At 45.8% G+C, this 23144-nt stretch carries 17 protein-coding genes and 2 pseudogenes; 14 read left to right on the top strand and 5 right to left on the bottom strand.

Annotated features, from left to right (window positions below; genetic code table 11):
• The first annotated feature begins 625 nt into the window (after window positions 1-625).
• The 6 genes and pseudogenes from RXX31_RS03815 (at window position 626) to RXX31_RS03795 (ending at window position 8436) form a co-directional block, all read left to right on the top strand.
• Window positions 626-4021, top strand: a complete 3396-nt coding sequence (locus tag RXX31_RS03815; protein WP_317587776.1) for a hypothetical protein — start codon at window positions 626-628, stop codon at window positions 4019-4021.
• Between the two features lie 960 nt (window positions 4022-4981).
• Window positions 4982-5200 (top strand): annotated as a pseudogene (locus RXX31_RS03810) (ISNCY family transposase); the annotation flags it as partial.
• A gap of 146 nt (window positions 5201-5346) precedes the next feature.
• A pseudogene (locus tag RXX31_RS24805) lies at window positions 5347-6168 on the top strand (PAS domain-containing protein); the annotation flags it as partial.
• A 15-nt stretch (window positions 6169-6183) separates the two neighbouring features.
• On the top strand, window positions 6184-6705 hold the full coding sequence (locus RXX31_RS24800; protein WP_411197965.1) for a methyl-accepting chemotaxis protein: 522 nt from the start codon (window positions 6184-6186) through the stop codon (window positions 6703-6705).
• A gap of 247 nt (window positions 6706-6952) precedes the next feature.
• Entirely contained in the window at window positions 6953-7831 is an 879-nt protein-coding gene (locus tag RXX31_RS03800; protein WP_317587774.1) for a DMT family transporter, read from the top strand.
• Window positions 7832-7884: 53 nt separating this feature from the next.
• Window positions 7885-8436, top strand: coding sequence for a DUF2301 domain-containing membrane protein (locus tag RXX31_RS03795; protein WP_317587773.1), 552 nt, complete (start codon window positions 7885-7887; stop codon window positions 8434-8436).
• A 210-nt stretch (window positions 8437-8646) separates the two neighbouring features.
• On the opposite strand, the gene RXX31_RS03790 is transcribed toward RXX31_RS03795, so the two are convergent.
• Genes RXX31_RS03790 through RXX31_RS03770 form a run of 5 tightly spaced genes read right to left on the bottom strand, consistent with a single transcriptional unit; the run spans window position 8647 to window position 13647 of the window.
• Window positions 8647-9549, bottom strand: coding sequence for a hydroxymethylglutaryl-CoA lyase (locus tag RXX31_RS03790; protein ID WP_317587772.1), 903 nt, complete (start codon window positions 9547-9549; stop codon window positions 8647-8649).
• Entirely contained in the window at window positions 9546-10391 is an 846-nt protein-coding gene (locus tag RXX31_RS03785; protein ID WP_317587771.1) for an enoyl-CoA hydratase-related protein, read from the bottom strand. Before RXX31_RS03785 ends, RXX31_RS03790 begins: the two co-directional genes overlap by 4 nt.
• Window positions 10392-10433: 42 nt before the next feature.
• Window positions 10434-12038 (bottom strand): carboxyl transferase domain-containing protein, encoded by a 1605-nt coding sequence (locus RXX31_RS03780; protein WP_317587770.1) that lies wholly within the window; start codon window positions 12036-12038, stop codon window positions 10434-10436.
• A 26-nt stretch (window positions 12039-12064) separates the two neighbouring features.
• The gene (locus tag RXX31_RS03775) at window positions 12065-13234 is read right to left on the bottom strand and encodes an isovaleryl-CoA dehydrogenase (protein WP_317587769.1); all 1170 of its coding nucleotides are present in this window, start codon (window positions 13232-13234) and stop codon (window positions 12065-12067) included.
• A gap of 23 nt (window positions 13235-13257) precedes the next feature.
• The gene (locus RXX31_RS03770) at window positions 13258-13647 is read right to left on the bottom strand and encodes a MerR family DNA-binding transcriptional regulator (protein WP_317587768.1); all 390 of its coding nucleotides are present in this window, start codon (window positions 13645-13647) and stop codon (window positions 13258-13260) included.
• A gap of 271 nt (window positions 13648-13918) precedes the next feature.
• Here RXX31_RS03770 and RXX31_RS03765 point away from each other — a divergent pair, with 271 nt between their 5' ends.
• The 8 genes from RXX31_RS03765 (at window position 13919) to cyoA (ending at window position 23142) form a co-directional block, all read left to right on the top strand.
• Window positions 13919-15130: a thiolase family protein gene (locus RXX31_RS03765; RefSeq protein ID WP_317587767.1), complete on the top strand. Its 1212-nt coding sequence runs from the start codon at window positions 13919-13921 to the stop codon at window positions 15128-15130.
• A gap of 32 nt (window positions 15131-15162) precedes the next feature.
• A complete protein-coding gene (locus RXX31_RS03760) occupies window positions 15163-16656 on the top strand; it encodes a CoA-acylating methylmalonate-semialdehyde dehydrogenase (protein ID WP_317587882.1) in 1494 nt (497 codons plus the stop codon).
• A 20-nt stretch (window positions 16657-16676) separates the two neighbouring features.
• Window positions 16677-17831, top strand: a complete 1155-nt coding sequence (locus RXX31_RS03755; RefSeq protein WP_317587766.1) for an acyl-CoA dehydrogenase family protein — start codon at window positions 16677-16679, stop codon at window positions 17829-17831.
• Between the two features lie 40 nt (window positions 17832-17871).
• The gene (locus RXX31_RS03750) at window positions 17872-18657 is read left to right on the top strand and encodes an enoyl-CoA hydratase (RefSeq protein WP_317587765.1); all 786 of its coding nucleotides are present in this window, start codon (window positions 17872-17874) and stop codon (window positions 18655-18657) included.
• A gap of 8 nt (window positions 18658-18665) precedes the next feature.
• Complete coding sequence (locus RXX31_RS03745; protein WP_317587764.1) at window positions 18666-19805, top strand: enoyl-CoA hydratase/isomerase family protein; 1140 nt, start codon at window positions 18666-18668, stop codon at window positions 19803-19805.
• Entirely contained in the window at window positions 19802-20704 is a 903-nt protein-coding gene (gene mmsB / locus RXX31_RS03740; RefSeq protein ID WP_317587763.1) for a 3-hydroxyisobutyrate dehydrogenase, read from the top strand. The genes RXX31_RS03745 and mmsB overlap by 4 nt, the downstream gene beginning before the upstream one ends.
• A 214-nt stretch (window positions 20705-20918) precedes the next feature.
• Window positions 20919-21677 carry an SDR family oxidoreductase gene (locus tag RXX31_RS03735; protein ID WP_317587762.1) on the top strand — a complete coding sequence of 253 codons (759 nt, stop codon included), beginning with the start codon at window positions 20919-20921 and terminating at the stop codon, window positions 21675-21677.
• A 583-nt stretch (window positions 21678-22260) separates the two neighbouring features.
• Entirely contained in the window at window positions 22261-23142 is an 882-nt protein-coding gene (gene cyoA / locus RXX31_RS03730; RefSeq protein ID WP_317587761.1) for a ubiquinol oxidase subunit II, read from the top strand.
• Window positions 23143-23144: the final 2 nt, after the last annotated feature.

Genomic DNA, 23144 nt, shown 5'->3' with positions numbered 1-23144 from the left:
TTCAATCGGTTAAAGTGCGTTCCGAACAGATCAATAGACAAACATTTTGGACAATCAACAAACACTAGCCACAAGCTTAATTCTCATTTTTGATACTCCCTCATCAAATACGTGTTGATCTAACACCTCTGCGCTCTTGCCTTAAAAAATGTCACGCAAAACTGTAAACCAAGTGTACACCTGTACACGTAGTACATCTACAAAAAGCAATGTTTTAACTCTAACCTAACCTATTGAAGTTAAATGTATATTTTCAACTCCGACGAATATCGCATAACACCAGGCTAACAAACTGTTCACCCATGGCAAGATGAAACACTCCGCTTTTAAAAATATTTTATTTACATATCAGACAGATAGGTTTTGGTTTATTTATTGCTTTCATGAGTGCAACTGACAGCGAGTTCCAGTCTTAAACGATGTACTAACAACTCTGGATGAAGCTGTCTTGGGACGGGGGTAAAAAGTTTAGTGTGTTCAATGATTCCGGATCCAGTGTTGGCATCAGTGAATACTCACATAGCCCTTTTATCAACTTTCAATGAAAAAGAAGGTAGATGATGGAACATTTAATAAATAGCCGACATAAAGGGTTGCTCAAAGATGAAATTCAAGGAGTAACTTTATGAAATCTTACACTAAACTTTCGGACGCAGCAGCAAGTCCGAGAACAATGGTGAGTGGAACGCTAGTAGCCGCTGCGTTGACCGCTTTTTCTCTCTCTTTTCCCGCATTCGGTTTTATCGAACCACCTAATACCGTCAATCTAACTCATGAGGCCTGTCGTAACAATGGTGATATTATCTTGCCTAATGGCGACGGTAACTTCATTTGTCCTGATGACGCCTATACCACAGGTAACTTAGGTAAAGGCTGGAATGAACTCGACCTTGTGCCCCACAGAATCACGCTCAGAAATGGTAACAGTAATGGCAATATTACTTATAACCTTCGCGCTGCAGCGAACAATATAGATCAAGGTAAGTTAGGATATGATGCCTTTTCTCCTGCTGATGATATTGTTGTCATCGGGGATTGTGAGGTATCTACAGCCTTCAATGAACTTCCGCAACCGTGGGGCATCACTGATGAAAACCTTAATGGGGCAGATCAAAGCCTGTTCCAGGAGTTTGAAATCACCCAAGGCCCAAATACTTCTTGTGAAATTAACTTTTATTATCGCCTTGCGGTGGGTGCCAACGAATATCCAGGCTCATCATTGCAATCCTACCTTGCAGATCAGAGCGTATTTCAAGGTGGCCTTCGCACTATTTCACTTCCTGTAAGAGAAATACTGCCGCAAGACATCAGTAAAGATATGGATGCTAGGCAAGATACCGACTTTACCTGGAACCTTACCAAGGAATCAAACAAGGCCAGTATCAACCTCGGCGATACTTGTGATGTCGAAAATCCTGCATCTGAGGATGTGGCCATCACCCTAAAATGGCAACTTCTTGCGGGGGTCCCTGGTAAGGTAACGGTGAAAACCAACATCAGGTTAACCAATCCAGCCAGTCGCCCTATCGATGTTAATGTCACCGATATTATACGCGGTAACCTTGGCGATGGATTAACCGATCTAGATATCAAAAACTTTGATCCCGTCACTGTGCCTGCCAATACCAAGCGGCTACTGACAGTGCATATGTATATAGCTGAGCCTGATGTCACAGAGTTAATGGATATCGCCACTGCCACCTATACCGACCAAGCAACAGGTATTCCTGTGCCTGGAGAAACAGTCGCGAAGTTTGATCTTACTAGCGATGGTATGGGCATTCAGCCAGGGACTTCGACCAATACTACGGCCGTCGTCACCGATGAAGAATACCTCACAGGTAATTATTTGCAGTACAGTGCTGGCAGTACGGCAAGTGGCAGTGCAACAGGTAATTTCACCGTTGACGGACTCGAGTACACCTTTAATACTCTGCTAAACAAAATGTCACCTAACCTACTGTGGACATCTGGTACTCAGCCAGAGGAGAAAGCAACCTGTACTACCGCGGGTGAATGTTTTGTCACTATTAACAAAACGGTATCTGTTACCCAAAGACCTATCGTGACCAGTGGTACCTTGTCGGATCAAGCACACTTAGTTGCAAGTGATGGCTTTAGCGTAAGTTCGCCTACTTCAGGTCCACTTAACATTGAAATTACATCTGGTGCTTTAGTGGATTACAGCATTAAAGGCACCTTCTCTGATGATATTTTACAAGGCAACGAGGAGGTCACCTGTCAGGTTGTGGTGAAAAACAGCAGCGATGTGGAGGTGTTAAATACAGATTACACCTTTAAAGAGGGTCAATTAGAGATAGATGAAACCTTTGAAAATATCCTTCCCGATAAATACGCTGTCACTGTCGGTCCCTGTGATCCTAATATCTTCAAAGCAGACTTTGACCCAACTACCGATGAGCTTGATGCAACGACCACGATAGATCTTACTCTAGATGCTAACTCAACCTTGGATGATTGTAGTAAAGGCGTAGTCTTCATTGTACGTACGTCTGGAAATCTTGGGGCTGTTGCAGAGGTTAATAAGGTAACGGAACCTGCTGGTTTGGAAAATGGCTGGACGATGACTTTACAAGGTCCAGGCTTACCTGAAGGCCTATCTCTCGTAACCAATGATAACGATGCTATTGCGTTTGAACGCTTCCAGAAAGATCTAGCAGACTTCAGGTTGCAAGAGGGCGCCTATACCATCACGGAAACCCTGAAAGATGGCTGGACAAAAGTGAGTGCCGTCGGTGATTGTCAGTTTACTATCAATTATCCTGCCGATTACGGCGTAGTGAAAAAATGTGAATTTACTAACCGAAAACTAGGGACAGTGATCATCAATAAAGAAACTCTGCCTGATGGCGATACAGCCACAGCCTTTGCCTTTACTGATGATATCTCTGAACCTAATACCTTCGATCTCATGGATGATGGCACCAAAACCTTCTTGAATATTGCTCCTGGTAGATACACTGTCGCTGAAGCCGATCCTAATCCCGATTATGATCTCAGTGCGCTGGTATGTACCGACGATGCAACCCAAGAAGGCTACAACGTGGATGACTCTGGTGTCGATGTCGCCAACCTCACAGCAACCATTAACTTAGATGCAGGTGAAACGGTTGAATGTACCTTTACCAATACCAAACGCGGTATGGCGATGGTCAACAAATTAACCGACGGTGTTGCCAATACCAGTATAAATTGGGTATTCACGTTAAGCGGCCCTGAGGTCAATGCTAGCGACCAAACGATCCCTCAATCTGGCGAGGCCGATACCTTGCTTGACTTTAATAATGCCAAGTTGATTCCTGGTGAAACTTATCGTCTCTGTGAAGTCGATATCCCTGTTTCTTGGACAACGGTGTGGACTTTGGGTGGTGTAACCATTCCTGAGGTACTAGATAATGCCGATCCTGATTTCCTCTCAGGTGAGAACTACAGCCCAGTGTTTAACCCTAACTATGTTGCAACGGGAGAAGCTGATAACTCCACCGTGTGTGTGAAATTTGTTGTTGAGCCAGGTCAGACTCTATCGTTTGAAGTCAATAACATCTCACCACCAGGAGGTGATCAACGTACTATCGGTTATTGGAAAAACTGGAACACCTGTAGTGGCGGTAGACAGCAGTACAAGGCTGCAGATAATGGCTTCTTCTTGTTAGAAGATGCACTACCACTCAATATTGGTAGCCGCCTAGTGGTGAGTACTTGTGACGTTGGCCGTAGCTTGTTGGATAAACGAGATATCGACAGTGGGAAAAAACGTGCGGGTGATCCTGCATATGGTTTAGCTGCACAGCTTGTCGCTGCTAAAGCGAATGTAGCTGTTGGTGCTGGTACTTGTGCTGCCGCTACCAATGCAATAACAGAAGCTGATGTATTACTCACAGAGATTGACTTTGAAGGTAAAGGCGATGTGCTCAAGAAAGGTAAACGTCAGCTTAAGACCCAAGCCAATGACTTAGCAAGTAAGCTGGATGATTACAACAATGGATTGCTATGTCCTTAATCTGAGTTAAAGGCTCAATATGAGTAATGCCAGTCAGTTATGCTGATTGGCATTTTTCTTATTGAACGGCTGAATAAAACACACCTAACCTAGCTTTGATAAATAAGTAAGATTGAACTCTTGATTAGTGGTTTTGTCATATCCTTGATAATTAATCAAAAGCTAAATTAGCAAAGCCACTGACTCATAAATGTCCAGAACCTTTACATCGGGCACTTCTAGCTCAGAAATACCCCAATGCTTCTTAAGTACCATCGAGCATAAGATTTTGGTCATTTCAATTTTCCCAAGTTTATCTAATGCCTAGATTTGAGCTTTATTGAGTAAGAATTAAACTTATTGGCACATAAAATTGTGCGCAATGTCACATTGTTATGGAGTGATTCAAGAATTTGTTTTATTATCAGCTTAAACAAAACTTTAAAAAAGAGATCTTTATTATGCTTTCTTATCTTGAGCGGTTTTACCAAGTGTTACCAGTAGTTGCATTGGCATTATTAATAGCTTTAGTTTATGTAGGTATTGAACATTTTGTGACCAACAAAGGCACTGCATCAGCTCATAATGTTCAGCACAGTTTGAAAAGTCGGTGGAGTATTTTATTTTCTAACACGTTCGTTTCAATTTGGTGTTTGTTCCAACGCAATGCTAAATAGCTGTTGGTAAACCTAGTGTTCTGTGTTGCTATAGGGTTTTAAAAATCCACAATTAATACCGAGCACTGGGTTTAGCGAGCTTTGACGTACATCAGATAGTTTACATTTTTCTATATTAAGAGTTTCACTAAAACACATTTATCCAGAGACGTTTACGATTCCTAGCTTCGGGTGTGATCAACAAGCGATTCTGTCGTCCCTTAATTACCAAGCGACTTGGTCATTGCAATAACTACCGAGCGAAATTGATGGAACTCATTAGGTACCTCTAGAGTAATCAAGTTAGCTTTAAAGAGGGCTAAGGATGTTCTACATGGATTCAAAATCACAGTTTACTGTCGATATCATTAGCAAAATCATAGATGGCAGCATCAGTCTCAATAGTGCTGCGACCTTGCTCAGCAAATCCCGCAGGACTGTTGAGCGTTACCTCAGTCGATACCAGAAAGAAAGTGTTCGTTTCGTTGTTCATGGTAACAAAGGTCGTGCTCCAGCCAATAAAATCCCTGAGTCAACCACTAAAGTAAGCAAGTAGAATCTGACAGCACCTTTAAGATAGATAGCTCACATTTTTATTGTAATATTGCATTGTGTTGTGGTGTATATGTGGCAAATGTATAATTTTGTGGTTTGTTTGTAACAACCTCAATCTCTACTTAACGTCATTAAATGACTGAGCTTTTGACAATCAAAATAGGCCTTATAAGGGAAGTCATGTTTTTTAGTAAGTCGCTTCAAAAAGAAAATCAGCAATTAAAGCAAGAGCTGTACAGTCTTACCCAAGTGCAGCAAAGCCTTGATCAGGATATGTTAATGCTCTCCCTTGATACCGAGGGTAACGTTACGTCTGTTAACCAGAACTTTTTGCAACAGATGAATCTAACTGAGCAAGAGGTGTTGGCAAAGCACATCACTGAGCTTGTTCCATTTAAAGCGAGAAATACAGAGCACTTTCAGCGGATGAAGCAGTGCGTATTATCCAACACCTTTTGGAATGGTGCTATGCAGGTTTCTAAAGGGGATGGTGAAGAAGCATGGTTGCGCTCTATGGTTCAACCTATTTTTGATTTCACGGGAAAAGTTACCCGTTTTGCCGTGTGTGCTTCAGAATTGACTCGAACGATCAAAGCCTCTCGTGAGCAAGAAGATATGCTCAACGCATTGAATCGCTCTATGGCGGTCATTGAGTTTAGTTTGGAAGGTGTCGTTCTCAAAGCGAATAATAATTTCCTCAAAACAATGGGTTATACGTCAGAACAAGTTACGGGTAAGCATCACCGAATTTTCTGTACTCAGGAAGAAGCGGAATCCCACGCCTATGAGGAGTTTTGGCAAAAACTGGCGAGCGGTCAATTTGTTTCTGAGCGTTTTAAGAGACTAAATCGTTATGGTGAGGCTGTATGGTTGGAAGCCTCTTACAACCCAATACACAACGATAGAGGAGAGCTGTACAAAGTAGTGAAGTTTGCCACCGATATTACTGAGCAAGTTCTCCAAGAGCAGTCGATGGCGCAAGCCGCTCACTTAGCGAACGAAGTGTCTAAAGAAACAGGGACGCAAACGATTCAAGGCCAGCAAGTTATTGGGGCAACGGTTGAGAATATGCAGATACTTTCGGATCAGATGCAGCAAGCGAATACCGCGATTGAGGAACTCAAAGGCCACTCAGCGAAAATTAGCGAATTGGTAAAGAATATCAGTGGGATTGCAGATCAAACCAATCTGCTTGCGTTGAACGCTGCCATTGAGGCCGCTAGAGCAGGAGAGCATGGACGAGGTTTTGCGGTTGTTGCGGATGAAGTAAGGCAACTTTCACGTCGTACCAACGCGACGACTGATGACATTGTCACGATGGTGAAAGAAAACTTGGATCGGACCAATAACGCTGTCGATTTGATTTCTCAATGCCAAAAAGATGCGCTGAATACCCTTGAGTTGTCTGAGAAAGCAGGCAACGTCATGAATGATATTCAAGATGGCGCAAGCCGTGTCGTTGAGGCGGTCGCTCAGTTCAATCGCACGCTCTAGTAACGACTTACTATTCAAATGTGAGTGATGTTTCCTCGCCAGGCATGCAATGTGATCTGGCGCGGATTAACGCTTTTGAAATTGTTAGTTTCATGTATAGTAATTGTGTCTCGCAAACGTCAGCATGCTCCATTCTTCATTCATTTCTTGCCTGTATTTGTGATTCTTAAACAATAACTTCCATCGTTTTTCTCGACGTCAAAAACTCGTTCGATGAACTCATCACCGGGTGATTTTGTGAGTAATTATGCTTAATTCAGAACATAAAGCGACTATCATTCTTGTTGCTACGACCATGATTGCGGCACTTGGCTGGATTTTCTCTAAAGAGACCATACAAGGCTTACCTCCTTTTGGCTTTATCGGTTCGCGATTTACCATCGCGTCACTCTGCTTACTGCCTTTATGCTATCGACCTCTGTTGTCAGCGAGGTTAAGCGATGTTTTATCGGCAAGTGGCGTCGGCTTATTGTTGGGTAGTGCTGTAATGACGTGGATCTACGCGATTTCAATCAGTGATACGTTAGGCGAGGGTGCATTCATCATGAGCCTGTCGATGTTGTTTGTTCCTATTGTTGCCTGGGTAATGTTTCGTCAACGACCGCAGCGTATATTCTGGGTTTCATTACCAATTGCCGTTATTGGGTTAGCCTTTCTTTCCCTGGCAGACGGGTGGAAGCAGTCTGCCAGTCAGTTTTGGTTTCTTGGCGCGGCTCTGCTCTTGGCATTACACTTTAATGTAAACAGCAAATACTCACAGAAGCTACCTGTGTTATTGCTGACCTGCCTACAGTTATTTTCGGCGGGCTGTCTTGGTTTAGTGGTCTCCTATTTTATGGAGTCACTGCCAAGTGAAGTTGATGCATCAATATGGTGGTGGTTTGCGCTTAGTACCTTGCTCGCGACCAGCTTACGTTATGTAATGCAAACGATGGGGCAGAAGTTTGTCCAAGCGGGTAATGCCGCTTTGATTATGATTTTAGAGCCAGTATGGACAGTAGTATTGAGTATTCTTTGGTATGGTGAAGTACTGACGACCAACAAATTTATTGGCTGTATGCTCATTTTGTTTTCCCTCGTCATTTATCGCACCAGCGGCAGATTCCGTTTGCCGAAACGTATTTGATACCGTTCGTAGCAATACGTCGGACTCACCAAACAACGCTAGGATAATGACTTATGGCGGATACTGAGCATGAAGAAAAATTAGATTTTTTAGATAAGCTGAGTGTTTGCCTGTATCGACTAGGTATCAGCGTATTTTCTCTTTCCCTGTTAGGCCTTTCTGCATTGGTTTTCGGCTGGTTTGGTGGGCTAGGTGAGTACTACCGCAGTGTACTTGTCATGATTGGTATTTCGGCGGCGTTTTCGGCCGCTAATATTCATATTTACAGCAAGACGGTTCGGCTAGCCATCAGCTGGTCGAGCTGGATTGGCTTAGTGCTAATGTTAAGTGATTATGATTTAAGCCGAGTATGGTTGTCGCTTGGGTTTGTTTTTGTAACATTCTCAGGCATCGCGCTTAAAGAGTCTTATTGCTTTAAAGTGCCTGGGTTAAAATTCGTTCCGATTCTACTTGTCGTGACCACTCTTGCTCACTACTTTGATTTTTTGAACGTTGCCGCCATTGCCATGTTACTGGCAGGCATCATTATGGGTTACCTATCGATCGCTAAGTGGAGAATGCCACTGCACTTTGATATCGGTAATAAAGCTAAGTACGAAGTGTAAAGAGAAAGCAACGCCACTCAATTAACAGCCAATGATTGGTTCAAATCATCTGCGATTCTGAAAAGCGACCAAGGAGTTGGTCTCGACTACGGAGCTTACCGTTAGTAGATTCCTGATGTCGCTCTGGCTCCTCGGAATGACGATGATGGCTGAACATATCCCAAATCAATCTACAAATGTAGCGAAAGAAGCGCGTTTACATAGTGTCTGTTACTCATAGCGATGACGTAACGCCAATGAAACCTTCGATGTGGGTTGACGCTGTAACTCGTCGCTGATCACCCAGCCTGCTTTGGCTAGCAGTTCTAAATCAACGCCAGTTTCAATTCCCAGCCCCTGACAAAGGTAAAGCACATCTTCAGTCGCCACATTTCCTGACGCACCGTGAGCGTAAGGACAGCCACCCAGACCCGAAACACTACTATCAATGGTATTGATGCCCATCATCAGCGCCTGATAAATATTCACAAGGGCTTGTCCCCACGTATCGTGAAAATGGACGGCTAATTGCTGGTGTGGTACTTCGGCAATGACCGTTTCCAGCATGTCACTGACGCGATGCGGAGTGCCAGTACCTATCGTGTCACCGAGTGATACCTCATAGCAGCCCATATTGATGAGACTCTTAGCGACACTTGCCACTTGGCTGGGATGGGTCGCGCCGTCATAAGGACAGTCGATCACGCACGACAGGTAGCCTCGTACAGGAATACCGTGTTTCGCTGCTTGCTCCATTATTGGTTCAAATCGAGTCAGACTTTCTGAAATTGAGCAATTAATATTGTGCTGGCAGAAACCTTCTGAAGCGGAAGTAAAAATAGCGACTTGATTCGCGCCAGAGTCAAGCGCAATGTCAAACCCTCTCAAGTTTGGGGTAAGCGCTGAGTAGATGACGTTGCCACGCCGAGTAATTGCCCGCATCACCTCTTTCGAGTCGGCCATCTGTGGCACCCACTTGGGTGAAACGAAAGACCCGGCTTCGATATGCGTTAAACCAGTATCGGACAACAAATTGATCAGTCTGATTTTGGCTTGTGTCGAGACGGGCTGCTCGTTTTGCAGCCCATCCCGCGCTCCTACTTCGACAATATTTACCGTTGAGGGCAGTTTCATTTTTCCTCCGGCTTCTTAGTCGGTATCCATTTTGGGGGACGTTTTTCAAGAAATGCCTGTAAGCCTTCTTGCCCCTGAGGCGACACTCGAATATCGGCAATTAATCTGCTCGTGTATTGGATCAGGTGAGAATCTATTGGATTTTGATGGCATTGTTGGCACAGGGCTTTTGCCTGGCGCATCGCATCAGGACTATTTAGCACAAGTGATTCGATCAACTGATTAAGTGCGTCTTCAATGTCGTTTGCATCCCGGACTTCATGAACAATACCGTAACGCTCTGCGTCATCGGAAGAAATCACTTCGCCACTTAATATGTATCGACGGGCTTGTCGGTTGCCCATCGCCCGCATGACATAAGGGGCAATCGTGGCCGGAACGAGCCCGAGTTTTACTTCGCTTAAACAAAAATTGGCAGACTTACTCGCGATGGCGATATCACTGCAACAAATTAAGCCCAAAGCCCCGCCAAATGCTGAACCTTGAACGACGGCAATAGTTGGCTGCGGAAACGTATCTAACGTATCCATTAAGCGGGCAAGATTTTGCGCATCAATTAGGTTCTCTTTGCGTGTACTGTTTGCCATTGATTTCATCCAGCTTAAATCCGCACCAGAGGAAAAGTGCTCGCCACTGCTACGGAGAACCAGACACCGAACGTCATTTCTTAATGCCAGATAGTCAAGCCGATGTATCAACAGGTCAATCATACAGGCATCAAACGCATTGTGTTTTGTTGTTCTGTTTAGTGTGATGGTCGCCACTCCGTATTGATCGACCTGCCAAAGCACATCATCTTGCCTTTCAGCATTAGGAATAATGCTCGGTTGTAGTTCCTGCATATGCGTTTCCTTATCTCTATCCCACATTTACATTCTGCTTTTTTACATTCTAAAGATACCAAACTCGCTAGGATGAATCGGTGCGTTACGTGCCGCATCGAGCGCCTGAGCCAATACGTGGCGAGTCTCTTTTGGGTCAATAATTCCGTCATCCCACAAGCGTGCACTTGCGTAGTATGGGTGACCCTGTGTCTCATACAAGTCTATGATCGATTCACGAAATGTGTGTTCTTCTTGCTCCGACCAGGTTTCACCTTTGCGCTCTTTTATGTCTTTCCGAACCTGCGTTAATACCCCTGCAGCTTGCTCTCCGCCCATCACCGATATGCGTGCGTTTGGCCACATCCACATCATTGTAGGATCATAAGCTCGGCCGCACATGCCATAATTACCTGCACCGTAAGATCCGCCTATGATGATGGTGAACTTGGGCACTTCAGCACACGCGACGGCCATAACCAGCTTCGCTCCATGTTTTGCTATGCCTTCTTCCTCTACCTTTTTGCCGACCATAAAACCGGTGATATTTTGCAGAAAGAGCAGAGGAGTTTTACGTTTGGCGCACAGCTCAATAAAGTGCGCGCCTTTTTGTGAAGAGTCAGAAAATAGAATGCCGTTGTTGGCGACAATACCGATCAGGTGGCCATGGAGTCGCGCAAAGCCGCAAACAAGCGTTCTGCCATAGAGTGCTTTGAATTCATCAAAATCTGAATCATCGACAATGCGGGCGATAATCTCACGTACATCAAATGACAAGCGAAGGTTGGCATTGATGATGCCGTACATCTCCTCAGCGTCATAGCGTGGCGGTAAAATGGCATGTTCTGCTTTAGGTAGTGGTTCCTGATTGGCATTGCCGATTGCTTCACGAGCGAGTGCTAAGGCGTGTTCGTCACTTTCCGCATAGTAATCCGCCACGCCTGATTTTCGGCAATGGACATCCGCTCCACCGAGCTCTTCTCCGGTGACAACCTCTCCTGTAGCCGCTTTGACCAGCGGTGGTCCGGCTAGGAATATCGTACCTTGCTCTTTAACCATTATGGAGACGTCAGCCATCGCGGGTACGTACGCGCCACCAGCGGTACATAAGCCCATAACCACTGCAACTTGCGGTATCCCTTTGGCTGACATTCGGGCCTGATTGAAGAAAATACGTCCGAAGTGGTCTTTATCAGGGAACACTTCAGCCTGATGAGGTAGATTTGCGCCGCCAGAATCGACTAAATACACGCAAGGGAGTCGGCAACGTTGAGCGATCTCTTGAGCTCGTAAGTGTTTTTTTACTGTGAGTGGGTAATAGGTCCCGCCTTTGACGGAAGGATCGTTGGCGATCACCATGCACGGAATCCCCTTAATCGTTCCAATACCCGCTACGACCCCAGCGCAGGGAATGGTTTCGTCATACACATTCCAGGCAGCAAATTGACCGATTTCCAGAAATGCACTCTCATCGTCAAGCAATTTTGATACGCGTTCTCGTACGGGGAGTTTTCCCTTGCTTTGTTGATGTAAGATGGCCTTTTCGCCACCACCTTGTTTAATGGTTTCGATGTCCGCGTTAAGTCTATCCACCAACGTTAGCATTGCAGCTTTGTTGGAAAGAAACAGCTCATCCGTTGGCTTGGCTTTACTTTTTATAATGGCCATAAAGACTTCCTTTTTCGGGAGCGTGATTAACGTGATTCCTCGAATAATTCTCGCCCGATTAACATCCGGCGAATCTCAGAGGTACCCGCGCCGATTTCATACAGCTTTGCATCACGAAGCAATCTTCCGGTTGCATATTCGTTAACGTAACCGTTGCCACCAAGGAGTTGAATGGCATCGAGAGAGATTTGTGTGGCCAGTTCGGCACTGTATAAGATGACACCGGCAGCATCTTTGCGAGTGCATTCCCCTCTATCACAGGCCGAAGCAACGGTGTAAACATAGGATTTGGCAGCGCTCATACGCGAGTACATGTCGGCAAGCTTACCCTGAACAAGCTGAAACTCACCGATGGATTTACCAAACTGTTTACGCTCGTGTACATAGGGCACCACAATATCCATACAAGCTTGCATGATCCCTAACGGTCCGCCGGCAAGGATCACACGCTCGTAATCAAGGCCACTCATTAATACTTCCACTCCTCGATTTAATTCACCGAGAACGTTTGTTTTTGGTACGACACAATGAGTAAAAACAAGTTCGCAGGTATTGGATCCACGCATCCCCAATTTATCGAGTTTCTGCGCGTCACTGAATCCTTCAAATGTTCTCTCGATAATAAATGCGGTGATTCCTCTCGAACCAGCACCAGGATCGGTTTTGGCGTAAACCACTAAAACATCAGCATCCGGGCCATTGGTCACCCACATTTTGTTGCCATTGAGTTCGAAGTGATCGCCTTTGTCTTCGGCTTTAAGTTGCATACTAACCACATCTGAACCGGAGTTTGGCTCACTCATCGCAAGTGCGCCGACCTGAGAACCGTCGATGAGTTTAGGGAGATATTTTTTTCTTTGTTCTGCAGTGCCATTGCGGAAAATTTGATTAACACAGAGGTTGGAGTGGGCACCGTAGCTAAGCCCGACAGAGGCAGAAGCTCGACTGACTTCTTCCATGGCGATGACATGAGCAAGATACCCCATTCCTGCACCGCCATATTCTTCGTCCACTGTCACGCCGAGCAATCCCATTTCGCCAAATAGTGGCCACAAATAGTCGGGGAACTGGTTATTGTGATCGATATGCGCAGCAATCGGAGCAATATGCTCAGTAGCAAAGGCGTTAACATGGTCCCTTAGCATGTCAATGGTTTCGCCAAGGCCGAATTTAAGTGGGGTATACATAGATTTCATAATTTTTCCCCCGTAACAGGAGTCTAGGGATGCGTCGATATTTTGTTGTGTTTTTGCAGGGTTTGTAAGCAACGCTCTTTGGCGGCATTTAGTTCACCCATTACAACCCCGATATCATTCATTTGTTGTTGCAACACCGCTTGTTTTTCTTCAATGATATTGAGCATTTTAAGCAGCTGCTCATCATTTTGCTGAAGGTCGTACAATTCAAACAGTTCACGAATTTCTGCGAGTGAGAAGCCGAGTCGTTTTCCTCTTAATATCAATTTTAAACGGATTTTATCTCTGCGCTGATATACACGCATATTGCCTTTTCGCTCAGGCTCAATCAGACCAACATCCTCATAAAATCGAATGCTGCGAGTAGTAATATCGAACTCTTTAGCAAGATCGCTAATTTTATACTTTTCCATCACACACTTACCTCAAATTACTTACCTCAAACAAAAAACAGCTTCTCGAAGTCGGCCCCTGTGGTGAAAGGTCGGAGGAAAATTATTCTTTTATCAACTTGTTTCTTTACCTCACTGTAAAGGCTAGTGCTATGCTTACGTAAACGTCAAGAAATCACGGTGCGAAAGATTTGTCGTTTGATTTGAAACTTAAGCGGGTATGAAAGTTTTTGATAGCGACTGTGATGGGTAAATTTGTAGGCTGTGATACACCGTTTAAGGATGGGGAATCATGGAAAATGACATCTGGATTGTCAGTGCGAAAAGAACGCCAATAGGTCGCTTTCAAGGACAACTCCAAACACACTCAGCGCCAGCGCTCGGGGCTATCGCGATAAAAAGTGCGCTTCAGCAAGCACAGCAAACTTCAGTCGATGAGGTGTTTATGGGCTGCGTGTTACCGGCGGGCTGCGGTCAGGCACCAGCACGGCAGGCCGCGCTCGAAGCCGAATTGCCTCTTTCTACTGGTTGCACCACGATCAACAAGGTATGCGGATCCGGGATGAAGAGTGTGATGTTAGCGCATGACCTGATCAAAGCAGGCACTATTCGAACGGCCGTCGCAGGTGGTATGGAGAGCATGACGAACGCTCCTTATCTGATGAAAGAGGCGAGAAGCGGTATGCGAATGGGGCATCAGTCCGTATATGACCACATGTTCCTTGACGGCTTAGAAGATGCTTACGAAGGCCTATTGATGGGGGTGTATGCACAGCAAATTGCTGACAGACTCCACTTTAGTCGCGAAAAAATGGACGAGTGGGCTGCGATGTCAGCAACGCGTGCATTAGAAGCACAAGAGCAAGGGATGTTTGCTGAGGAAATCTCTCCAATAGAAGTTCGTAGTAAGTTGTCGTCTGTACTGTTTGATTACGATGAACACCCGCGTTCGATTAACTTTGAAAAAATGGCTCAACTGAAACCGGCGTTTGATATTCATGGCTCAGTCACTGCCGCTAATTCGAGCGCAATTTCAGATGGTGCAGCCGCACTTGTCCTAATGGACGAGGAAACCGCTCTGCACCGTCATCTCTCACCGCTGGCCATTATAAGAGGCCACGCTACTCATGCCAGAGAACCGGCAGAATTTACGCTCGCCCCTGTTTACGCGATTGAGCAACTGTTATCTAAACTCGATTGGACGATAGATGAGATTGACCTGTGGGAAATCAATGAAGCATTCGCTGTTGTTACACAAATCGCTATCGCTGAACTGGGGCTCGATCCTGATAAAGTCAACATCAAGGGCGGAGCGTGCGCACTTGGGCATCCTATTGGTGCGAGTGGCGCACGGATTCTGGTGACGTTGATCCACAGTTTACGTCAGCTACAGGCTTTAGGTGTCGACGGGGATTCAGCCAACAAAAAGTCCATGAAAGGGATTGCCGCAATCTGTATTGGTGGCGGAGAAGCGACGGCAATTGCTATCGAGGTGCCACTTTAATTCACGCAACGTTTACGAAGGAGTAGTCTATGATGACTCGTTTGGTTCCCTTATTTATTAGCGGTGAGTTTCGTGAATCTCAAACCGCAGATTGGATGGAAGTCACTAATCCTGCCACTAATGATGTGATTGCTTATGTGCCGAATTCAACCAATGAAGAGATGCACGCCGCCATCGACAGTGCTAAAGCGACGTTCCAAACATGGAAAGAAGTGGCGGTTTCAGAGCGAGCGCGATTAATGCTTCGTTATCAACATTTGTTGAAAGAGCATCATGATGAACTAGCGGTATTGCTCTCGCATGAAACAGGCAAGATTTTAGCCGATGCCAAAGGAGACGTTTGGCGCGGAATTGAAGTGGTTGAGCAAGCCGCAAATATTGCCAGTAATCTAATGGGTGAAACGGTAGAAAACGTGGCGACTGATATCGACAGTTACTCGTTAATCCAACCTTTGGGCGTGTGTTGCGGGATCACCCCGTTTAACTTTCCTGCAATGATCCCGCTATGGATGTTTCCAGTCGCGATTGCCAGTGGCAATACATTCGTTCTAAAACCTTCAGAGCAGGTGCCTTTAACGTCGATTCGTCTTGCTGAATTGTTTGAAGAGGCGGGTGCACCGAAAGGTGTCTTGCAGATTGTTCATGGCGGTAAGGCGCAGGTAGATTTTCTACTATCCCATCAAGATATTCGTGCTGTGTCCTTCGTTGGTTCCGTACCGGTCGCTCAATATATTTACACCACGGGTACGCAGCACTTTAAACGGGTACAGGCCTTTGCTGGTGCCAAAAACCATATGGTGATCATGCCAGACGCCAACAAAGAACAGGTAATAAACAATTTAGTCGGTTCATCCGTTGGGGCTGCAGGTCAGCGCTGCATGGCGATATCAGTTGCGGTGTTTGTTGGTGATTCGAAAGCCTGGATTGCCGATCTCAAAAACGAAATGGCAAAAGTACATCCTGGTGCGTGGGATGATGAAGAGGCGGCCTATGGGCCACTGATCAGTGAGCAGGCAAAACAGCGCGTTTTAGGCTTGATAGAATTAGGCAAACAACAAGGCGCGGTGTGTGAGCTTGACGGCAGCGAGTGCGAAGTGGATGGATTCCCTGATGGTAACTGGGTTGGGCCGACCTTGTTTAGCGGCGTGACCACAGACATGTCGATTTACACTCAAGAGATTTTTGGACCAGTGCTGGTCTGTATAGAAGTGGACACTCTGCAAGAGGCTATTGATCTGGTCAACCGTAATCCTTATGGAAATGGCACATCGATATTTACCGCCAACGGTGCGGCTGCGCGTAAATACCAACATGAGATACAAGTGGGCCAGGTGGGAATAAATGTGCCTATTCCAGTGCCTTTGCCATTTTTCTCTTTTACTGGCTGGCGAGGCAGTTTCTATGGCGATCTCCATGCGTATGGTAAGCAAGCCGTGCGATTCTACACCGAAACCAAAACGGTGACGTCACGCTGGTTCGATGATGACATCCCGAGTGGCCCAAACCTGACGATTCATTTGCGCTAAAGCATCAGCAAGGAGGTTTTATGGACTTTGAACTCAACGAAGACCAACGTGCCTTCTCCGATACCGCTCAACAGTTTTCACAAGAACGGCTCGCCCCAATGGCTGCGGAATGGGATGAGAAGCAAATCTTTCCCAAAGAGGTTTTACGTGAAGCCGGTGAGTTAGGTTTTTTGAGCCTTTATACGCCTGAAGAACAGGGTGGTTTAGGGCTGAGCCGTTTGGACGCTTCGATCATTTTTGAGCAATTATCCATGGGATGCACATCAACAACTGCATTTATGACCATTCATAATATGGTGAGTTGGATGGTGGCAAGCTTTGCACAGGATGAGGTTAAACAAAAGTTTTGCCCTCGATTAGTCACCGGAGATTGGCTGGGATCTTACTGTCTAACAGAGCCCAACGCTGGATCTGATGCGGCGTCACTCACTACTACTGCGTCCAAACAAGGGGACCAGTATATTCTTAATGGCAGTAAGACGTTCATTTCTGGCGCTGGCGATACTGATGTTTTGGTAGTCATGGCAAGGACCGGAGAGCAAGGCGCAAAAGGAGTTTCCGCATTTGTTGTCGAGGCAAACGCTAAAGGCATCAGTTACGGACGTAAAGAGCCCAAAATGGGCTGGAATAGCCAGCCGACACGTGCCGTCACATTCGAAAACGTCGCCGTTCCCACCAGTCAATTATTGGGTGAAGAAGGGCAAGGTTTTGTCATCGCGATGAAAGGTCTCGACGGGGGAAGAATTAACATCGCAACTTGTTCTGTTGGTACGGCGCAACAGGCACTCAACCACGCTACTCAGTACATGCAGGAACGAAAACAGTTCGGTAAATCATTAGCACAATTTCAGGCGCTGCAATTCAAATTAGCGGATATGGCGACAGAACTGGTTGCTGCAAGACAACTGGTGCGTTATGCCGCGAGCAAGCTCGATAAAGGCGATCCTGACGCGACGACGTACTGTGCAATGGCAAAACGTTTCGCAACGGATGTCGGATTCCAAGTCTGCGATCAAGCTCTGCAGTTATATGGTGGTTACGGATACATCAAAGAGTACCCAATGGAGCGCTATTTCCGAGATGTGCGTGTGCACCAGATTCTGGAAGGCACCAACGAGATAATGCGGTTGATTATAGCGCGGCGTTTGTTATCCGAGTCATCGGCGCTGCTGTGAATCTCTATTCGATCATTTTCAATTAGAAAGGATTCGATCTATGCCAACGAGTCAACAAGCGATTCAACACCAAATCAGCAATCACGTTGCTGTCATTACCATGAATAACCCACCTGCTAACACCTGGACTGTGGAAAGCTTAAATGCATTGAAAAATCTGGTACTTGAATTGAATCAGAATAAAGACGTTTACGCACTGGTGATAACAGGTAGTGGGGAAAAGTTCTTTTCTGCTGGGGCGGATCTCAAACTGTTTTCTGACGGAGATAAAGCGGTTGCATCGGCAATGGCACGCGCATTTGGAGAGGCTTTTGAAACGCTTTCAGACTTTCGCGGCGTTTCTATTGCGGCGATAAACGGTTATGCCATGGGCGGGGGATTAGAAGTGGCGTTGGCTTGTGATATTCGAGTCGTTGAAGAACAAGCCGTGTTGGCATTGCCAGAAGCAAAAGTTGGGTTGTTGCCTTGTGCTGGTGGTACGCAAAATCTTACCGCATTAATTGGTGAGGGTTGGGCTAAACGTATGATTCTTTGTGGTGAACAAGTCAGCGCGAGCCGGGCAAAAGAACTAGGCTTAGCAGAGGAACTGGTACAAAAAGGAGAAGCGTTACCCAAAGCGATAGAACTGGCAGGTTCAGTGGCAAATCAGTCTCCGTCTTCTGTCGCGGCATGCAAGATCCTGATTCAAAACATGCGTTCAGCGCCGAGAAAACATGGATTAGTCAAAGAGCGAGAGCTATTTCTTAATCTCTTTGATACCGAAGATCAGACAGAAGGTGTACGTGCGTTTCTTGAGAAACGTCAACCGAAATGGAAAAACCAATAGGAGTTCAAATGGCAGGGATGGTAACGATCACCGAGATGGATTGTACAGACGGCATTCACCGAATCGGTGTGGCGACATTAGACAATGTGTCATCTTTAAATGCGCTTACCTACGATATGTTAGTTCAGCTCCATGATCAGTTGCTGAAATGGAAAGATGACCCCCATTTAGTGTGTGTCGTACTCAACGGAGCCGGAGAAAAAGCCTTTTGCGCAGGTGGTGATGTACGGGCTATTTACGATGTCATGCACGATAAAGGGAAAGACACAACTGCCGAGTTTTGTACCCGTTACTTCACCTTGGAGTATGAGTGTGATTACCTCATCCATACCTATAACAAGCCAATTATCGCTTGGGGAGAAGGCATTGTGATGGGCGGTGGAATGGGGCTCTTCATGGGCGCGAGCCATAGAGTGGTCACGCCAAAATCGCGTCTGGCAATGCCGGAAATTAATATCGGCCTTTATCCCGATGTGGGGGCGACGTGGTTCTTAAGCCAAATAGATCCTGAGGTCGGATTATTTCTTGGTTTGACTGGTGCATTAGTTAATTCTAGTGACGCTGTCACAATTGGTTTTGCCGATTGGTTACTACTGGAAGAGCATTACCCAACGTTATTGCAGGAGCTACAAATACTACCGTGGGGAAGCAGTAATGCTAAAGAGCTGGTGACGGCTCTGTTAACTTTAATGGAAGAAGGAGTTATTGATAGCAAGCCAACCACACAAATTCGACCATGCTTGGAGCAAATTAAACAAGCCTGCAAAGGTGTCGATCTCAACCTTATTGCCCAGAGAATTATGGCAATGGACAACATCAATCCGTGGCTGGAAAACGCCAAAAAGACGTTCGCTGCGGGTAGCCCAATCACGGCGCATATTTGTTTTAGACAAGTTAAGGAATTTCATAGTCTACCACTGGCAGACTGCTTCCGGATGGAACTGACGCTTTCTGTTCGTTGCGCTTTGTTAGGCGAGTTTAAAGAAGGCGTGCGCGCGAGACTGATCGATCGAGATGATGAACCAAACTGGATGTTTAAAAGTGTACCCGAAGTCGATGAGGACCTTATTGATACCTTATTCACACCGCTTTGGTCGAGAGACGAGCATCCACTTGCGGAGTTAGAGAACGAAGGAGAATTACCATGAGCACCATTGCATTTATAGGTTTAGGCAATATGGGGAGTCCGATGGCGCAGAATTTACTGGCGTCTGGGTTCAATGTACAAGTTTATGATTTGGACAGCAAAGCGGCGAAAGAGCTAGAACCATTTGGCGGCATCGTTGCCAGTTCATTAGAAGAAGTGGTGGATGGGGCTGGTACCGTTATCACCATGCTACAAGCACCATCACAGGTCAGAAGCGCTTACCTGGGGGACCTACATGGTGGCGTAGGAGTACTTAATCTTGTTGCTCCGAATACCCTACTCATCGATTGTTCTACGATTGATCCGGACTCAGCACGACTCGTCGCGAATGAGGCTGCAAATAAACAATTGTTATTTGTCGACGCACCGGTATCGGGTGGGGTAACGGGAGCAAAAGCCGCAACCTTAACGTTTATTGTTGGTGGCTCTGATCAGGCATTTTCAAAAGCGAATGCCATTTTGCAGTACATGGGTAGGAACGTTTTCCATGCTGGTAAAGCCGGTGATGGTCAGATGGCAAAGATCTGTAATAACCTGATGCTGGGCATTTTGATGTCAGGAACCTGTGAAGCACTGAATCTTGGCATTGATCATGGCCTCGATCCTAAAGTTCTCTCAAATATTATGCTGCAAAGCTCGGGACGAAATTGGGCACTCGAGCTTTATAATCCTTGTCCAGGAGTGATGGAAAGTGCGCCGGCAAGTCACCAGTATCAACCGGGCTTTATGAGTAAATTGATGTTAAAAGATTTGGGATTAGGGCTGGATGCCGCATTGCAAACGCACTCTTCAGTTCCTATGGGATCGCTTGCTCGTAATCTGTATGCGTTTCATAACTCAAGTGGTCATGGGGAACTCGATTTTTCCAGCCTGTTTGAGTTCTATAAAAATCAAAAATGATGGAGATTAAAACATAACAGATTCTCTATCATGCTCCTCAACTCGCCTTAGGGAGTGACGCTGTCAGGTTAGTGAGTGCCATTTACCGCCTTCGTCATTCCCAACTGGCCAGACTGAGCAAAAAGGAATTTAGTAATCACCGAGAGTGACTTTTTGCCGTGTGATAAACATTTCGGCGTTGCAGAAAGTCATCATAAAGCGTTGGAGTACAGCCATGGATTTAAGCAACAGTGTTATTGCCATTACTGGCGCAGGGCAGGGGCTTGGGCAGATGATGGCGATTATTTTTGCACGTGCGGGAGCCGACTTGGCGCTGCTCGATATTAATGAAAGTGGATTACGTGAAACCCAACAGCAATGCCAAATGTTAAGTGGTAAGGCGTTCATTTACCAGTTAGACATCACCAATGAGCAGCAAGTAGAAAGCGCATTTGACGAGATCCTGCAAGACTTCGGGCAATTAAACGGGCTTATCAATAACGCTGGTGTAATCCGGGATGGCTTGTTAGTCAAAGCGAAAGATGGCGTGATCAGTAAGATGTCTCTTGAGCAGTTCAGTATGGTGATGAAGGTAAACGTGACAGGGACTTTTCTGTGTGGTCGAGAGGCTGCGGTGAAAATGATCGAAAGTCAGTCACGTGGTGTGATCATTAATATCTCCAGCGTTGCACGAGCGGGAAACATTGGTCAAACCAACTATTCCGCGTCCAAAGCTGCAGTCGCCACCATGGCGACGACTTGGGCTCGTGAGTTAGCACAGTATGGTATTCGTGTTGCAGCGATTGCACCGGGTGTTGTGCATACTCCTATGGCAGAAAATATGAAGCCAGAAGTGATAGAACGTTTGGAAAAACTCATTCCGCTTGGAAGGATGGGGAAGGCGGAGGAAATCGCACAGGCCGTTAAATATATCTTAGAAAACGAATACTTTACCGGAAGGGTACTTGAGATAGACGGCGGTCTGCGTATGTAAGAAACCTCTTTGGGAGGTTCCCATAACAGTCTATTTAGCGAGTCTTTTCCTTTCGTTTGTGTCATTGATGACTCGGCACGGGAAGTTATTTACCTTATGAATGTTTTTACGTTTAACTATGCTCGATTGATAAATACCATGTAAAAACTACGTGAAATCACTAAGTTGATCTAGATCACATTTCTTGGGTTTGAAATTTGACCAGGTTCCTCACCTGGTTTGGATGATGAAATCTTCAATTATTTACCGACCTTTCATTCAGTAAAGCAGCATGCCTTGTGGTTTGGTGGCTTATTACCACTGATGACATCAGCCATTAACCCAGCTCTCATCCTTATTGTTTGTTCGAAAATTGAAATGTTAGTTTCCATATATGGCTCGTGAGCTTTGACTTCGAACTCCTCATAATGCGCCCGAATGTAACATTGTATTTCAAAGTGTAACAATAAACTCACACTACTTGTGGGGTTTAATTGCGTTTTGACGTCCAATGTCGCATACGCTCAACACATAAACATTCTAATGACTATAACAACTGGTTCTCGGCATTTGCTTAGAAACCAGACAACCATCGAGAAAGTTAATGGAAGCCTCAAGATACAAACGCATCTTATCGAGAGGGAGTCTGGCGTCCGTCATACTTTTGCTCTCAGGATGTAATTCTGCTTTGCTTGACCCCAAAGGTGCTATTGGTGTCCAGGAAAAAGAGCTGATCATCACGGCTCTTTTGCTGATGTTGATCGTCGTGATCCCCGTGATTCTTATGACGATTTACTTCGCCTACCGATACCGCGCAAGTAACACTCATGAAGAGTACGCCCCTGAGTGGTCGCACTCGACCAAAATCGAAGTGGTGGTATGGACCATTCCAATCATCATTATTGCGATTCTAGCCACTATCACATGGCGTTCTACTCACGAACTAGAGCCGTCTAAGCCTCTGGAAAGTGACGTAAAACCAATGACGATAGAAGTCGTTGCGCTAGATTGGAAATGGCTGTTCATCTACCCGGAAGAAAACATCGCGACGGTTAACTACGTAGCGTTTCCAAAAGATGTTCCTGTCCAGTTCAAACTGACGTCCGATAACATCATGAACGCGTTCTTTATCCCCCGTTTAGGTACTCAGATTTATGCGATGCCAGGCATGGTAACCAAGCTAAATCTGATTGCTAACCACGAAGGTGATTACAAGGGCTTTGCCTCGAACTTTAGTGGCGAAGGTTTCTCGCAAATGAAGTTTACTGCATCGGCTATGCCTGACCGTGCTGCATTCCTTAACTGGGTGCAGGAAGTGAAAGCGAGTCCAGACCGCATTGAAGACTGGGTACAGTACAGCACGCTCGCAGAGCCGAGTATCGCTGAACCAGTGACCTTGTTCTCAAGCGTACCTCCGTTCCTGTTCAGTAACGTCGTGACTCAGCATCCGGGTTCTATGAACTGTTTGCCTGAAAACCAAGGATAATC

The sequence above is a fragment of the Vibrio sp. EA2 genome (assembly GCF_033042495.1).
Classification (GTDB): Bacteria; Pseudomonadota; Gammaproteobacteria; order Enterobacterales; family Vibrionaceae; genus Vibrio.
The sequence above is the reverse complement of the archived record's forward strand: the minus strand, read 5'-3'. Positions and strand labels throughout refer to the sequence as shown.

Bases quoted from the DNA above. Each gene is read 5' to 3' on its own strand.
- RXX31_RS03815 (WP_317587776.1), top strand. From the start codon at position 626: ATGAAATCTTACACTAAACTTTCGGACGCAGCAGCAAGTCCGAGAACA.
- RXX31_RS24800 (WP_411197965.1), top strand. From the start codon at position 6,184: ATGGCGCAAGCCGCTCACTTAGCGAACGAAGTGTCTAAAGAAACAGGG.
- RXX31_RS03800 (WP_317587774.1), top strand. From the start codon at position 6,953: ATGCTTAATTCAGAACATAAAGCGACTATCATTCTTGTTGCTACGACC.
- RXX31_RS03795 (WP_317587773.1), top strand. From the start codon at position 7,885: ATGGCGGATACTGAGCATGAAGAAAAATTAGATTTTTTAGATAAGCTG.
- RXX31_RS03790 (WP_317587772.1), bottom strand. From the start codon at position 9,549: ATGAAACTGCCCTCAACGGTAAATATTGTCGAAGTAGGAGCGCGGGAT.
- RXX31_RS03785 (WP_317587771.1), bottom strand. From the start codon at position 10,391: ATGCAGGAACTACAACCGAGCATTATTCCTAATGCTGAAAGGCAAGAT.
- RXX31_RS03780 (WP_317587770.1), bottom strand. From the start codon at position 12,038: ATGGCCATTATAAAAAGTAAAGCCAAGCCAACGGATGAGCTGTTTCTT.
- RXX31_RS03775 (WP_317587769.1), bottom strand. From the start codon at position 13,234: ATGAAATCTATGTATACCCCACTTAAATTCGGCCTTGGCGAAACCATT.
- RXX31_RS03770 (WP_317587768.1), bottom strand. From the start codon at position 13,647: ATGGAAAAGTATAAAATTAGCGATCTTGCTAAAGAGTTCGATATTACT.
- RXX31_RS03765 (WP_317587767.1), top strand. From the start codon at position 13,919: ATGGAAAATGACATCTGGATTGTCAGTGCGAAAAGAACGCCAATAGGT.
- RXX31_RS03760 (WP_317587882.1), top strand. From the start codon at position 15,163: ATGACTCGTTTGGTTCCCTTATTTATTAGCGGTGAGTTTCGTGAATCT.
- RXX31_RS03755 (WP_317587766.1), top strand. From the start codon at position 16,677: ATGGACTTTGAACTCAACGAAGACCAACGTGCCTTCTCCGATACCGCT.
- RXX31_RS03750 (WP_317587765.1), top strand. From the start codon at position 17,872: ATGCCAACGAGTCAACAAGCGATTCAACACCAAATCAGCAATCACGTT.
- RXX31_RS03745 (WP_317587764.1), top strand. From the start codon at position 18,666: ATGGCAGGGATGGTAACGATCACCGAGATGGATTGTACAGACGGCATT.
- mmsB (WP_317587763.1), top strand. From the start codon at position 19,802: ATGAGCACCATTGCATTTATAGGTTTAGGCAATATGGGGAGTCCGATG.
- RXX31_RS03735 (WP_317587762.1), top strand. From the start codon at position 20,919: ATGGATTTAAGCAACAGTGTTATTGCCATTACTGGCGCAGGGCAGGGG.
- cyoA (WP_317587761.1), top strand. From the start codon at position 22,261: ATGGAAGCCTCAAGATACAAACGCATCTTATCGAGAGGGAGTCTGGCG.